Source organism: Neorhizobium sp. CSC1952 (assembly GCF_030378245.1).
GTDB classification, from domain to species: domain Bacteria; phylum Pseudomonadota; class Alphaproteobacteria; order Rhizobiales; family Rhizobiaceae; genus Neorhizobium; species Neorhizobium oryzae_A.
In genome coordinates, this window is the sequence record NZ_CP128416.1 from 1,362,201 (window position 1) to 1,376,096 (window position 13,896).

General features: G+C 62.8%; 16 protein-coding genes. 5 read left to right on the forward strand and 11 right to left on the reverse strand.

What is annotated here, in order from left to right; all coding sequences use genetic code 11:
- Positions 1-149: 149 nt before the first annotated feature.
- Positions 150-704: a TetR/AcrR family transcriptional regulator gene (locus QTA58_RS07030; RefSeq protein ID WP_289672218.1), complete on the reverse strand. Its 555-nt coding sequence runs from the start codon at positions 702-704 to the stop codon at positions 150-152.
- Between the two features lie 82 nt (positions 705-786).
- On the opposite strand from QTA58_RS07030, the gene QTA58_RS07035 reads away from it, so the two are divergent.
- A complete protein-coding gene (locus QTA58_RS07035; protein WP_289672219.1) occupies positions 787-1,530 on the forward strand; it encodes a glucose 1-dehydrogenase in 744 nt (247 codons plus the stop codon).
- A 161-nt stretch (positions 1,531-1,691) separates the two neighbouring features.
- Here QTA58_RS07035 and QTA58_RS07040 read toward each other — a convergent pair whose 3' ends face one another.
- The 4 genes from QTA58_RS07040 to QTA58_RS07055 form a co-directional block, all read right to left on the reverse strand.
- The gene (locus QTA58_RS07040; RefSeq protein ID WP_289672220.1) at positions 1,692-2,585 is read right to left on the reverse strand and encodes an arginase family protein; all 894 of its coding nucleotides are present in this window, start codon (positions 2,583-2,585) and stop codon (positions 1,692-1,694) included.
- Between the two features lie 18 nt (positions 2,586-2,603).
- Entirely contained in the window at positions 2,604-2,981 is a 378-nt protein-coding gene (locus QTA58_RS07045; protein ID WP_085421972.1) for a VOC family protein, read from the reverse strand.
- Positions 2,982-3,080: 99 nt separating this feature from the next.
- Positions 3,081-3,542: a hypothetical protein gene (locus QTA58_RS07050; protein WP_085421971.1), complete on the reverse strand. Its 462-nt coding sequence runs from the start codon at positions 3,540-3,542 to the stop codon at positions 3,081-3,083.
- 145 nt (positions 3,543-3,687) lie between these two features.
- On the reverse strand, positions 3,688-4,176 hold the full coding sequence (locus QTA58_RS07055) for a hypothetical protein (protein WP_289672221.1): 489 nt from the start codon (positions 4,174-4,176) through the stop codon (positions 3,688-3,690).
- A 145-nt stretch (positions 4,177-4,321) separates the two neighbouring features.
- On the opposite strand from QTA58_RS07055, the gene QTA58_RS07060 reads away from it, so the two are divergent.
- Together QTA58_RS07060 and QTA58_RS07065 are read left to right on the forward strand one after the other, a co-directional pair.
- The gene (locus tag QTA58_RS07060) at positions 4,322-5,767 is read left to right on the forward strand and encodes a phosphomannomutase (RefSeq protein ID WP_289672222.1); all 1,446 of its coding nucleotides are present in this window, start codon (positions 4,322-4,324) and stop codon (positions 5,765-5,767) included.
- 3 nt (positions 5,768-5,770) lie between these two features.
- On the forward strand, positions 5,771-7,198 hold the full coding sequence (locus tag QTA58_RS07065) for a mannose-1-phosphate guanylyltransferase/mannose-6-phosphate isomerase (protein ID WP_289672223.1): 1,428 nt from the start codon (positions 5,771-5,773) through the stop codon (positions 7,196-7,198).
- Between the two features lie 41 nt (positions 7,199-7,239).
- Here the strand turns inward: QTA58_RS07065 and QTA58_RS07070 are convergent, their stop codons facing one another.
- From QTA58_RS07070 to QTA58_RS07080, 3 genes are all read right to left on the reverse strand, one after another.
- Positions 7,240-8,247: an NAD-dependent epimerase/dehydratase family protein gene (locus tag QTA58_RS07070; protein WP_289672224.1), complete on the reverse strand. Its 1,008-nt coding sequence runs from the start codon at positions 8,245-8,247 to the stop codon at positions 7,240-7,242.
- 87 nt (positions 8,248-8,334) lie between these two features.
- On the reverse strand, positions 8,335-8,730 hold the full coding sequence (locus QTA58_RS07075; RefSeq protein ID WP_085421968.1) for a response regulator: 396 nt from the start codon (positions 8,728-8,730) through the stop codon (positions 8,335-8,337).
- A 98-nt stretch (positions 8,731-8,828) separates the two neighbouring features.
- Positions 8,829-9,677, reverse strand: a complete 849-nt coding sequence (locus QTA58_RS07080; RefSeq protein ID WP_289672225.1) for an alpha/beta hydrolase — start codon at positions 9,675-9,677, stop codon at positions 8,829-8,831.
- A gap of 156 nt (positions 9,678-9,833) precedes the next feature.
- Here QTA58_RS07080 and QTA58_RS07085 point away from each other — a divergent pair, with 156 nt between their 5' ends.
- Both QTA58_RS07085 and QTA58_RS07090 read left to right on the forward strand, forming a co-directional pair.
- Positions 9,834-10,388, forward strand: a complete 555-nt coding sequence (locus QTA58_RS07085; protein ID WP_085421966.1) for an isoprenylcysteine carboxylmethyltransferase family protein — start codon at positions 9,834-9,836, stop codon at positions 10,386-10,388.
- A gap of 163 nt (positions 10,389-10,551) precedes the next feature.
- Positions 10,552-10,947, forward strand: coding sequence for a DUF1236 domain-containing protein (locus QTA58_RS07090; RefSeq protein WP_085421965.1), 396 nt, complete (start codon positions 10,552-10,554; stop codon positions 10,945-10,947).
- A 68-nt stretch (positions 10,948-11,015) separates the two neighbouring features.
- Here QTA58_RS07090 and pncB read toward each other — a convergent pair whose 3' ends face one another.
- The 3 genes from pncB to QTA58_RS07105 all read right to left on the reverse strand — a co-directional run bounded on the left by pncB (position 11,016) and on the right by QTA58_RS07105 (position 13,855).
- The gene (pncB, locus tag QTA58_RS07095; RefSeq protein ID WP_289672226.1) at positions 11,016-12,320 is read right to left on the reverse strand and encodes a nicotinate phosphoribosyltransferase; all 1,305 of its coding nucleotides are present in this window, start codon (positions 12,318-12,320) and stop codon (positions 11,016-11,018) included.
- Between the two features lie 165 nt (positions 12,321-12,485).
- A complete protein-coding gene (locus QTA58_RS07100) occupies positions 12,486-12,749 on the reverse strand; it encodes a hypothetical protein (protein ID WP_234811210.1) in 264 nt (87 codons plus the stop codon).
- A 155-nt stretch (positions 12,750-12,904) separates the two neighbouring features.
- Positions 12,905-13,855, reverse strand: a complete 951-nt coding sequence (locus QTA58_RS07105; protein ID WP_289672227.1) for a glyoxylate/hydroxypyruvate reductase A — start codon at positions 13,853-13,855, stop codon at positions 12,905-12,907.
- Between the last annotated feature and the right edge of the window lie 41 nt (positions 13,856-13,896).

Consider the following 13,896-nt stretch of genomic DNA (forward strand, 5'->3'; position numbering starts at 1 on the left):
GGCCTTATCGCAAGCAGGTCGGAGCGGGTCACTTCGCTGAAGTCCAAACCTGGCCGTCTGTGTCGTCGTCCTGAATGACCCGATAGCGACCGACCGAAAAAATCAGGCAAGGTCACCGATTAATCCAACCGCTTGCGTGTCTACATCCGTCAGCGCACGATGATGCCGTTGAGGAACAGATCAACGAGATGAGCGACGCGCGTTTTCGTTGGGCCGTCCTTATCGAGCGCAATAGAAATTGCGCTGACTACATAGATAAGGTCGTCGAAAGTGACCTCCCGCCGGATCGTGCCGTATTCCTGGGCACGCCGAAGCAATCGATTTCCTTCGGCTGTGATTGCATTGCAACCGGGCGTACCGCATTGGATCACCGTCCCTAGAGAAGCGGCAAAACTCCGATAGATGCTTGTGTTTATCGCCAGTTCTTCGAGATAAGCGCGTATGGCGGTGTTCGGATCGTGTTCCACATCTCGCAGACGGCTTGCTTCCGCAACCGACAAGAACCGTTCGTTGCTGGTGGCTGCCAAGAGCTCCTCGCGTGTCGGGAATCTACGATAAAGTGTGCCGATCCCAACCTTCGCGCGCTTTGCGACCTCTTCCAGCGCAACTCCTACTCCCCGCTCGAGAAACAATTCTTCCGCCGCAGTGAGAATGCGTTCCCGGTTTCGTCGCGCATCGGCCCGGAGCTCAAGGTCGTCGCTCATTCTTTCCTTCTCAGTCTTGCCATCTGGAGGATGCCTCCATATCGTAAATGGAGCAATCCTCCATTTACGCAAAGGTATTCAGATGGCGAAGCGCTTCGAAGACAAGGTAGTGGTAATTACCGGCGGTAGCGACGGTATCGGTTTAGCAACAGCGAAACTCTTCGCAGAGGAAGGCGGCTGGGTTTACATCACCGGACGCCGGCAGGAACTGCTCGATGACGCTTTGAAACATATCGGCCACGGGGCTATCGGCGTACAAGGCGATGTCACCAACCTCGCCGACCTGACCAGGCTCTACGAACGTATCGAGCGTGACCACAACAAAGTCGATGTTGTTTTCGCCAATGCCGGAATTCACGAGGTTGTTCCGCTCGAGGCGATCGACGAAACTCACTTCGACACCATGTTCGGCGTAAACGTGAAGGGTATCGTCTTCACCGTGCAGAAGGCACTGCCGCTGATGACCGACGGAAGTACGATCGTCCTCAACGGCTCGATCGCCGGCTCTAAAGGAATACCAGGTCAATCGCTCTACAACGCCAGCAAGGCAGCGGTTCGCTCGTTCGCGCGAAGCTGGACGACCGACCTCAAGGAGCGAGGCATTCGCGTCAACGTCGTGGCACCTGGCGGTACTGAGACACGCCTTATTCGCAGCTATCTCGACACGCGGCCGGGAGCGGAAGACGTCCTGACTCAGGGGGTGCCGCTTGGGCGATTGGGACAGCCGGACGAAGTGGCGCGGGCGGTGCTCTTCCTGGCATCCAGAGACAGCAGCTTCGTCGCTGGCCACGAACTCTTCGTGGATGGTGGCGTCGCAGCTGTCTAACATTCGGAGCAATCACTTTCGGGAATGATCGCGCCGTTTGGGCTCGGTTTCTTCGGCTTCGGCCCGCCGTTTTCCTGCTGTTGTCGCCGATTACCTTGGCATAGCAAATCGCCAATCCAAGCCGCAGCCCGGGCCCGAAAGTAGACGTTGCCCGCCCGTGTTCATCGCGCTGCTGTTCCAAGCGCCGCAGCCAGGACATCGGTCAGGCCGCGCCCGGCGCTGCCGTCCTCATCGAGGCGCGGGTTATAGATGGTGATTTCGAGCCCGACTGCCTTGCCGCTCGACAAGGCAATTCGAAGCGCGGCTTCCAGCTCGCCCCATGACAACCCGCCCGGCACGCGGAAATCGACGGCCGGCATGACAGCGTCGTCGAGGCAGTCGGCGTCGAGATGGATGAAGAAGCCGTTGAGCTCCGGACGCGTCAGATGGGCGACCGCTTCGCGTGCGGCAGCCTCGATCCCCGCCGCGCGCACTGCGGGCAGGTCAAGCGCCTTGAGCTCTTCGGGCAACGGCCGGCTTCCGTATTTCTCCTGATCCTCGTGATCGCGATATGCGAACGCGACGGCGTCTTCAGGACGGACCAGAGGGCGGCGGCCTTCGATGTCGGTCAGGAGCGACGGGCCGTAGCCGGTGACGAAGGCGAGGTCCATCGAGGCACCCTCGCCATTGGGTTCTGCCTCGGGCTGGAAGAAATCTGCGTTGCCGTCGATGAAGAGCAGGCCGTAGCGGCCGCGCCGCCTCAGCGCGAGCATGGAGCCCAGCAAGATCGTGCAGTCGCCGCCGAGCACGACCGGGAACTCGCCTGCGTCCAACACGGCTTCGACGGCGTCCGCCAGCTTCGGCGACCACGCCGCGATCGCCTTCGCATTCAGGGTTCCGGTCTCGGGATCGGGCGTCGGGTCTTTCGGAGGCACCACCAGCCGCCCGGCGCGGCGCGCCTGGATGCGCTCCGCAAGACCGAGATCCAGGAGCCGGTCGGACAAATGCTCCACGCCGCCCGTCGCCAGGCCCAGCGTGGAGGGGGCTTCGACAATTGCATATGGAAGGGTCGGCATGGGCGCCTCCGTTGGCGGCTATCTTGCGGAGTAGGTCACCGCCTCGATCTTGTGACCGTCCGGATCGCGGACGAACGCCCCATAATAATTGGCATCATAATTCGGCCGCAGCCCCGGAGCGCCATCGTCGCTGCCGCCATGTTTCAGTGCCGCTGCGTAAAATCGATCGACCATCGAGCGGTCCTCGACGGCAAAGGCGATATGAGTGCCGTTGCCCACGGTCGCAGGTTTCCCGTCGATCGGAACCTGAACGCTGAAATGGAACGTGCCGCTTCCATACCCTAACCCGCCCTCGTCCTCGGCCATCGGAGCAAGGCCGAGAATGGGCAAGACGGCATCGTAGAAGCGCTTCGAGCGTTCGACATCATTGGTCCCAACCGAGACATGGTGGATCAAAACTGCCTCCCGGTCTTATCTTGTCTCATAACGGCAGCTTCCAGCCATTGTTCCGTCGAGGCAGACCGTCGCTTATTCACCCGTTCGAGCCGGCCGGCCTCACGTCTGCGGCGAAAGCATCCGAAGGATCGTCGTTGCATCCTCGGGAGAAAGATCAGGCAGCGTAAAGGCGGCACCGATGGCTTCCGCAATCCGCACGCGTCGAATGACACCGCCATCCACCCTTACTTCCAGATCCTGCCCGACATGCCTTTCGGTATATTCGCGTAACGCCTGGGCCGCCGGCTCGTTGAGCTTGATGGATATCTGCGAGGTCGAAGAGGAGGCGTCGCTGCGGTCGATTGCAATCACCGACGCCGGCGTAATCCGTACCGGGCCGATCCAAAAGCCGTCGTCCGATCGCTCCATGACGCAGATCGGATGATTGCCGGGATTGCTTCCGCCGCCCATGTCGAGGCAGATATCGTCGTAGCGAATTTTCTGAAATTGCATGCCAGCCCAAAACGCCAGTGCGGCAACGGCCAAAACTTGCAGCCCGCCCATCAAATTCTTCTTCAGCATCGGCAGTTCCCCTCGTCGCACCCGACTCGCTGCGGATATGGAGAGCTGTAAATCAAGGAAAGATTAAGAGGGTAGGCGCGGATGCAGCTGCCGTTGGATCGCCGCACGGTGCGATGCAGCGGCCCATCCAGGCTGAGAAGCGCCTCTATTGCGTCATCGAGAGGCTGATCTGCTGCCATCGGTGCGTCTGTGGATCGAAAGCCACCACGAGTTCGAAATCCGTGCGGTCCACGCCCCTGTCGGTGGCGATGTCCGCATAGCCGCCCAGGGCGAAGCGGCAGCCATCGACCCATCGGAAATCCCTCCAGGCCATGTCGACCACGCCCGGACGTTCCTCCACGATCTGCTGGGATTTCTCGAAGGCAAGGCTTTGAGGGCAAGTGTCGTCGTCTAACCGCTCGCCGAAGCCCATGAGAAGCGTCAGCCCGGCCAGCGGAGCGACGAAGGCGACGGTTCTTGCGATATTCGCTCCCCAGTTCATTCCCAAGACGGCCTCCATCCCTGCAAAGCCGGGCAGCCGGTATCCGGCCGACATCAAAACGTCAGGCAAGTCAGATAGGGCCTGATCGCGCGAAGAGAATAGCACCATTGCGGGCGGGCGGCCAATCGGTGCGGGCGCGATCGAGGCATCCATTTGCGCGCGCCGGACGATGCAGCGGTTTCGACGGCCGGCAATGCTTGCGCAAACCCCGCCGGTTAACGGTATCTCTAGCTTCGGCTTTATTTTTACATAAAATAAACTAGGACGGTCAGGGCGGGCGTTTCTTTATGGGTACTTTATGAAATTCGGGACGAGCGGAGTTCGAGGACTTGTGAGCGAGCTCGAGGGTCGTGCGAGCGCGCTCTATACGACGGCGTTTGCGCGGCATCTTCTGGAGACGGGCGCGGCGCGGGCAGGCGATACCGTGCTCGTGGGCCGCGACTTCCGCGCCTCAAGCCCCGGGATCGCCGCGACCTGCATCGGCGCGCTGAGGCGGGCCGGGCTGTCGCCGGCCGATTGCGGCACGGTGCCGACGCCGGCGCTGGCGCTCTACGGGCTGAAGCTTGACGCCGCATCGCTGATGGTCACCGGCTCGCATATCCCGGCCGACCGCAACGGCATCAAGTTCTACCGGCCCGACGGCGAGATAGACAAACAGGACGAGGCGCGGATCACCGCGATCGCCGCGGAGTTGGATGAAGGCGAGATAGACGTCACGCCCGGCGAGGCGCCGGACCGGTCGGCGGAGGCCGAGGCGCTGTTTGCCGCCCGTTATTTCGGCCTGCTTCCCGAGGGCGCGTTTGCCGGCCTGAAGGTCGGTGTCTATCAGCACTCGACCGTGGCGCGCGATCTTCTGGTTCAGGTTCTCGAAGCTTATGGCGCAGGCGTCGTGCCGCTCGGCCGCTCCGAACAGTTCATCCCCGTCGATACGGAGGCCGTCTCGGGCGAGACGATCGATCTTCTCAAGGGCTGGACGAAGGAGCACGGGCTCGCCGCAATCGTTTCGGCGGACGGCGACGGCGACCGGCCGCTGGTGTCCGACGAGGCGGGAGAGCCGCTGCGCGGCGATCTGCTCGGCCTGATCGCCGCACAGTTCCTGCAGGCGAAGGTCGCGGTGACGCCGGTCACCTCCAATTCGGGCCTCGAAAAGGCCGGTGGTTTCTCCGTCCTGCGCACCAGGGTCGGCTCGCCTTTCGTGATCGCCGGCATGCTCGACGCATTGAAGGCGAGCAAGACAGGCGTCATGGGGTTCGAGGCGAATGGCGGGCTTTTGACCGCCTCGCCGTTTACGGTCAACGGCAAGGTGCTCGAGCCGCTGCCGACCCGCGACAGTTTCCTGCCGGTGCTCGCCGCCCTTTCGCTCGCCGCGCGGGAGAAGAGGCCGTTATCGAAGATCGCCGCCGGCTTCCGCCTGCCCTTTGCCGCCGCCGACCGGCTGGAGAATGTCCCGGTCGAAGCGAGCGCTGCGCTGATGGCGCATCTACGCCGATCCGACGACAATCTCGCCGCCTTTCTGGCGCCGATTGCGCCCGTCTCCTCCAAAAGCGATATCGACGGGCTCAGGGTAACACTTACGGATGGGCGGATCGTACATTTGCGGCCCTCGGGCAATGCCCCGGAGATGCGCTGTTATGTAGAAGCCGAAACGGAAGCCGCCGCCAGGGACCTGCTGAGCCTGGGGCTGAGACTGATCAACGCCTGGCTGACGGACAGGACCCCGCCCGCCGAACGAGCTGGAGCATAGAAAATGAACGCCAAGATCATCCCCGTCATCATGGCCGGCGGCAAGGGGACGCGGCTATGGCCGCTGTCGCGGTCCAGCGCGCCGAAACAGTTCATCCAGTTCGTCGGCGACCGCACACTGTTCCAGGCGACGCTGTCGCGCGTTTCGGACCAGGCGCTCTATGAAGCGCCGGTGGTCATCACCAACGAGGATTTCCGCTTCCTGGTCGCCGAACAGGCCCGCGAACTCGGCGTCAAGCTTTCCGGCATCCTGCTCGAACCCGTCGCCCGCAACACCGCCCCGGCCGTCGCGGCTGCGGCCGCCTTCGTCGCCGGCCGCTTCGGCGAGGACGCCGTGCTGCAGGTCCTCGCCTCCGATCACGAGATCACCGCCGACCAGGGCTATTTCGACGCGATCCGCACCGCCCGGGAAACCGCCCTTTCCGGCAGGCTCGTCACCTTCGGCATCACGCCGACCGAGCCGGCCACCGGTTACGGCTATATCGAGATCGGCGAAAGGCTTCCGGAAGGGGCCCATGCCGTCAGGCGCTTCGTCGAGAAACCGGCGCTGCCGGAGGCCGAGCGCATGCTCGAGGCCGGCGGCTTTGCCTGGAACTCCGGCATCTTCATGTTCAAGGCCGGCCAGGTGCTGAAGGAAATGACCGTCTACGCACCCGAAGTCGAGAAGGCCGCGCGCGCCGCCGTTGCCAAGGCCGCCGGCGACCTCGACTTCACCCGCCTCGATCAGGACGCCTTTTCCGCAAGCCCGGATATCTCCGTCGATTATGCGATCATGGAGAAGACCTCCAACGCGGCGGTCGTTCCCGCCTCCTTCACCTGGTCGGACCTCGGCAGCTGGGATGCGGTCTGGAAGCTCGGCACCCGCGACGAGGCGGGCAATGTCGCGTCCGGCAAGGCGACGCTGGTCAATACGAGGAATTCGCTCGTCATGTCGCGCACCAGCCACCTCGCCGTGCAGGGGCTGGACGGGGTGGCCGTCATCGCCAGCGAGGATGCCGTCTATGTCGGGCGTCTCGAAGACAGCCAGGATGTCGGCAGGCTGGTCAAGCAGCTCGCCGCGACACGAGCGACCGCCGCGCTCACCGAAACCCACCCCACCTCATACCGGCCCTGGGGCGGCTATACCTCGGTGCTCAACGGCGACCGTTTCCAGGTCAAGCGGCTCTTCGTCACCCCCGGCAAGAAGCTGTCGCTGCAGAAGCATCATCACCGCTCGGAACACTGGATCTGCGTCAAGGGCACGGCGGAGGTGACGATCGGCGAGGAAACGAAGATCGTCCGCGAGAACGAATCCGTCTACATCCCGCAGGGCGAGGTGCACCGGCTGGCGAACCCCGGCAAGATCATGCTCGAAATGATCGAGGTCCAAACCGGTTCCTATCTCGGCGAGGACGACATCATCCGCATCGTCGACGAATTCGGGAGAGGCTGAGCCCTCCACCACATTCCCAGCGTCACCGGCTTCGCATTGGATCAGCCGATCTCGTCCCGATGGTCCAGATACCACTGGACGAAGGCCTTCACGCCCTCTTCCAGGCCCGTCTCGGGCTTCCTGCCGGTGAGCGCGACGAGAAGATCGGGGCTCGCAAAGGTCCTCGGCACGTCGCCCTTCTGCATCGGCAGCATCTTGCGCTTGGCGGGCTTCCCCATGATCCGCTCGATGGTCTCGATGAAATCGAGAAGACCGGCGGGCTGGCCGCCGCCGATATTGACCACCCGGAACGGCGCCTGATGGGACAGCGTGTCGATCCCGGCGACGCGGTTGTCTTCGCCGGGCCGGATCCGCGACAGGTCGACGATCGAATCCACCAGATCGTCGATATAGGTGAAGTCCCGGCTCATCCTGCCTTCGCCATAGATCTCGATCTCGCGATCCTCGATCATCGCCTTGACGAACTTGAAGAGCGCCATGTCCGGCCGGCCCCAGGGGCCGTAGACGGTGAAGAAGCGGAATGCGGTGGTCGGGACCTTGTAGAGATGCGCGTAGCTGTGGGCCATCAGTTCCATCGCCTTCTTGCTCGCCGCATAGAAGGTCAAAGGCTCATCGGCCTTGTCGGTTTCGCGAAAGGGGACGTCCGGATTGGCGCCGTAGACGGAGGAGGTCGAGGCCAGCATGAGATGGCCGATCCCGTGGTTTCGCGCGATTTCCAGGATGTTCCAGGAGCCGACCAGATTGGAATCCAGATAGGCCTTGGGGTTTTCGAGGCTGTAGCGCACGCCGGCCTGGGCAGCGAGGTGGATCAGGACATCCGGCTTGAAACCGGCGACGGCCTTTTCGAGGAGCGGCTTGTCCTCCAGCATGCCGACAACCGGACGGAATGCCGGAAACTGCGCCAGCGCGGCGTTGCGGGCCTCCTTGAGGCGCAGGCTGTAATAGGGCGTCATGCCGTCGAAGCCCAGAACCTCGTGGCCCTCCTCCAACAGGCGCCGCGCCACGTGGAAACCGATAAAGCCTGCCGTCCCGGTAATGAAATAACGCATCTATGAACCCGCTGCGATCTGTAGCCGATCCCATAAACCGTCATCCCGGGATTGGACAGCTATTTCGACCGCAGAAGAGGCAAGATTTCAATGGAAAAGCCGCAATCTTGCGGGCGGCGTTCCCGGCCGGCCGTTCTTGCGGTCGACGGCGAACTGGATCAGGTCCATCGAAGCCTCGTCGGTGAGCGGCTTCGGCATGACACCCAGGATGCCCGAAGAATCGGACGCCACCAGGCCGGGATTGCCGGTGATCATGATCACCACGATGCCGTATTCGGCCAGTGCGCGCGCGATCTCGGGACCGGTTTCGCCATCGGCGAGCCGGACGTCGACGAAGGCGATATCGGTGTCGCGGGTGTAATTCAGCGCCATCTTCATATCGGGCGCAATGCCGACCACGTCATGGCCGCTCCGGTGGATCGCGTCTTCGATATCCATCGCCACCAGCAAGCTGTCTTCGACGATCAGGAAACGGTATTCCACGGCCAAAATCCTCCCGGGTCTAAGGAGGCAAATAGATTCCAGCCGGCGCTTGGCAATGGGAACCGCTGCTTCGATGCCGCTTTTTTGATCGCGACGCCTCAGAAGGACGACGCCACGCGCGGTGCGCGCATGGCGCGTCTTGCGGCGACCGTATCGAGGAAACGCTCCAGGATCGCGTTGAAAGGTTCGGGCCTTTCGAGAAACGACGCATGGCCGGCGCCTTCGATCACTTCGACATGACGGTCGCGGGCATGATCATCGAAACCGGCCATATAGCTCTGGCGGATGAACGGATCGTCCGCACCGTTGACCAGGAACACCGGGACGCCGGCTTCCAGCACGACGCGGCGCTGGTTGTGGCCGTCGCCGTGCATCAGGCTTCGGGAGACCACCGCCCGCAGCCGGCCGTCCGCGCGGACGATCCCTTTGCGGATATCCGGCGTGGCGGCGTGGCCGAAACAGGCTCCTTCGAAGCGATCCACGTCCCGCTCCGACCAGTTGGGCTTCGAGGCAAGCATGAGGTCGAAGGAGGGATGAAACCCCCGCAGCATGCCGATCAGGCCGGGAGCGACCGGCGGCGTTCCGGCGATCAGGATCCCCTCGACCGAATGGCTGCGGGCCATCATCTCGATCGCAAGATGGCCGCCGAGCGACCAGCCGAGCACGACGAGACGGCGGATGCCGAGATTGGCGAGAACCTCCTCCACGGCATCGACGAGACCGGTCAGCGTGTAGACGCGATCGGGATCCCGCGCATCGTCGGATTCGCCGTGTCCCGGCAGGTCCAGCGCCAGGATACGCGCCTTCTCCAGAAGGCTCGGATGGTATTGCCGCGCGAAAACGTGACGGGAGGTGGAGGAACCATGCAGGAGCAGCAACGGCAGGCCCTTGCCTTCCGTATCGCTCACATGGATGCGCCCGTGCCGGGTATCTATTCTACGTTCCATTGCTTCACGCTGCCGCCCGCCGTCATCGGCTGTTGTTTGCGGCAGCCTGTGCTTCTTTCGCAAAGAAACCCTTAAGCACCGGAAAGACGCACCGTTCCGCCTTGCAACAGAATGAATGGACCGTTAGCTTCCGGCGGGCTGCGGGGATAAATCTATATGCAAACCATATTCGATGCCGTCATCACGATTACCAGTCTCACGATCATCGGCTTCTATACCTGGTCGCTCAAGAACCACTTCACGTCCGCCGGCATGACCTGGAAGGCCCGGCTCGTATCCGCCGGCGTGATCCTGACCGCAGTGCTTTTCCTCTATCTGAGCTGGACACAGCCGCAGGTGCTCTGGGCGCAGGTCATCGGCCTCATCCTGGAGATCGCCGCTGCCGCGCTCTTCTGGTGGGCGATCTGGGCTTCACGCCGGGCGAGACTGCGCTTCGCCTTCGACCCCGCCCTGCCGCACGGCATCGTCTCGGAAGGCCCCTATCGCTATCTCCGCCATCCTTTCTACAGTTCCTATCTGATGTTCTGGACCGGATGGGCGGTTGCCTGCTGGTCTATCTGGTCGCCCTTTCCGGTGATCTTCTTCGCGATCCTCTACGTGGCCGCCGCGAGAATGGAAGAGCGCAATTTCGAGGCCTCGCAACTGGCGGACGAATACCGGCAGTACAAACGCAAGACGGGCTTCCTCACGCCCCGCATAGGGCGGGATTGAAACGTCGGATTTTCGGACAAAGTCGCAGGTTTCATTGCTTTCTACGCTGTGAAACGCGCCCTCTCCCAAGATTTCACCCGCTCACGAAAGGTGAGCGGCCAAGGGGAACAAGCTAAAAATTGAAGGGTTATCCATTCGGAAGTTCAACGAACGGAGAAACCCCATGAAAAAGATCATTGTTACTTCCCTCGCCATTCTCGCCGCCGGATTTGTCACCCAGGCCGGCGCGCAGCAAGGCACGGTCAACGGCGCTGCAGGCGGTGCCGTCACCGGTGCGATCGTCGGCGGTCCTGTCGGCGCGGCAGTCGGGGGCGTTGCCGGTGCGATCGCAGGTACGGCACTCGACCCGCCGCCGCGCGAGGTCGTCACCTATGTCGAGCAGCAACCGGCTTCGACCTCGGTCACGGTAGAGCAGCCGATTGCCGTCGGAAAGCCGATCCCGCAGAGCGTCGTGGTGACGCCGGTTCCGAGCAATCCGAAATATGCCTATACCGTGGTCAACGATCAGCGCGTGATCGTCGATCCGCAGACCCATACCGTTGTCCAGGTCATCCAGTAAGGCCAGCCAATCGACGGAGATCAGGCCTCGCAGATATCCCTGCGAGGCCTGATTTCGTTTTCACCGGATCAGACGAACACCGCCTGGTCGATCCGGTCTTCCTGGCCGAAGAATTTCAGGTAACGCTCCACCTCGGCGGGATCGCCGGTCGCCTTGCGCGGATTGTCGGAGAGTTTCACGGCCGGGCGGCCGTTCGCTTCGCTCACCTTGCAGACGATGGAAATGGGCATGAGGCCTGCGATCTCGCGGGGCGCGCAGCCGGCGAAATCGTTGGTAAGATTGGTGCCCCAGCCGAAGCTCATGCGCACCCGCCCTTCGAAATGCTTGTAGGTGTCGATGATCGCATCGACATCCAGGCCGTCGGAGAAGATCAGGAGCTTGCTCTTCGGGTCGCGGCCCATCTTCTTCCACCAGGCGATGATCTTCTCGCCGCCCTCGATGGGCGGCGCGCTGTCCGGACGGAAACCGGTCCAGTCGGCCACCCAATCCGGCGCGTCACGCAGGAAAGCGGCCGTGCCGAAGGCATCCGGCAGGACGATCAGCAGGTTGCCGTGATAGAGACGGTTCCAGTCCTTCAGAACCTGGTAGGGGGCATTGCGCAGCTCCTCGTCCGTCTGAGCCAGAGCCGCGGCGACCATCGGCAGTTCATGCGCGTTGGTCCCGACCGCTTCAAGATCGGAATCCATGGCAAGCAGCACGTTGCTGGTGCCCGTGAAGGCCGGGCCGATACCCTCCTTCAGCGCCTCGACGCACCAGCGCTGCCAGAGGAAGCTGTGGCGGCGCCGGGTGCCGAAGTCGGAGATGCGCAGGCCCGGCAGCATGCGCAGCCGCTCGACCTTTTCCCACATCTTCGCCTTGGCGCGGGCATAAAGGACGTCAAGCGTGAAGTAGCCGAGCGAACGCATGGCAGACCGCGAACGCAGCTCGTTGATGATGGCGAGCGCGGGGATTTCCCACATGGTCGTATCGGTCCACTTGCCGTGGAAGGTAAGCTCGTACTGGCCGTCCCGCTTGGAGAGCTCGTATTCCGGCAGCTTGTAGGTGGAGAGCCAGTTCAGGAATTCCGGCTCGAAGATCTGCTTGCGGCCATAGAAGGTGTTACCTGCGAGCCAGATCATCTCCTTCTTGGAAAGGCCGACCGTGCGGGCATGATCGAGCTGTTCGCGCAGCGCTCCCTCGTCGATCTCCTCGGCCAGCTTCACACTGGTCGTCCGGTTGATCAGCGAAAAGGTCGCGTCGACATCCGGATAGAGCTTCCAGATCATCTGCAGCATCAGGAGCTTGTAGAAGTCCGTATCGATCAGGCTGCGAATGATCGGGTCAAGCTTCCAGGTGTGGTTGTAGACCCTGGTTGCGATATCGGTCTTGGTCATGCCTGCCCCTGCCCCGATCCTTCAAGGACCGGCTCCGCCGACTGAGATGCGCTGGAGGCAACGGCTGCTCAACCTCCGGGCAGTTTTATCGAAAAAAAACCGGATGAAGTCCAGCCGCAATTCGGCCGCGACGGATCGCGGCCGGAGGACACCCAAGTCACGGGCTCACGGGTTGTTGTTGGCCGGCGCGCCCGTTGCGGGCGGCGTGGGAGCCGGAGGCGTGGCGGGATCGGCGCTCGGCGCTGCGTTAGGATTTTGAGGCGTCGTGCTGCCCGCGGGCGGCGTCGCGGTCTGCTCGGCCGGCGGCGCGGTGGCCTCACCCCACCATTCGGCGCCGCCCCAGGCGAGCATGGCGAGGATGAGCCCGGCAACCAGCACCATCAGCACCGGCATGCCCCAGCGTCCCTGCCGAGCCTCGGTGGCGCTCATCGGCTCCTCGGCCGGCGAGCCGGTCCTGTTCGGATCACGGTTTCCGGCGTCCTTGGGATCGAAACGGGTATTCATGATTTCGCTCCTTGTGAAGGCCGGAATACGCCGGCTCATGCACAGGAAACGATCTCAGGGAAACGAATGTTCCGACGGGCTCAGTAACCGGTCTTGCGGTCCACCAGGTGCTGAAGCGGCTCTCCCGCCTCGTAGCGGTCCATCTGCGCCTCGGCGTTGCGGAACAATGCCCGCACGTCGGAAGCCGAAGCGGCATGCGGCGTGACGATGACATTCTCCATCGCCCAGAGCGGGCTGTCCGCCGGCAGCGGCTCCTTCTCGAAGACATCGAGCGAGGCACCGCCGAGAATGCCGTTTTCCAGCGCCGCGACGAGATCGGCCTCCACCTGGCTGCCGCCGCGGCCGGCATTGATGAAGACCGGCTTGCCGAGCGCGCCGCCCTGGCGCAGCCTGGAAAACAGAGAGGCATCGAAGATGCCGCGCGTATCCGGCGTCAACGGCAGCAGGCCGACCAGAATATCGGTCCTGCCCAGGAAGGCATCTAACCCGCCGGAATCGAAGGTCTCGATACCTTCGATCGTCTTCCTGCTGCGCGACCAGCCGACGACGTCGAAGCCCATGACCTTGAGTTTTCTGACCGAATCCAGGCCGAGGACGCCGAGGCCCATGACGCCGACGGTGAGGTCCTTCGCCTCCGGCTGCGAAAGCTCCCGCCATTGACGCTCGCGCTGCTGCTTCAGATAGGCCGGCACCTGCCGCAAGTGGCTGAGAGCCTGCAGGACCACCCATTCGCTCATGCGGGTCGTCAGGCTCTCGTCCACGAAACGGACGACCGGGATATCCGGCAGGCCGGGCATGGCGAGGATATGATCGACGCCCGCACCACCCGAAAACAGCACTTCCAGCTTCGGCGCCCGCTGGAAGAGGTCCGGCTCAGGCTTCCAGATGACGGCGTAGCGCGCTTCCGAAAGATCGACATCCGGATCGGAGGCGCGCAACACGGTCCGCCCCGCAAAAGCATCGGCGAGCGCGGCATCCACCTCGCGGCGTTCGAACTTGAGATCGACGACCACCGTGTTTTTCGCAGACATGAACCTACCTTCAGTGATTTGGCCTTCAGTGACTGATCTTT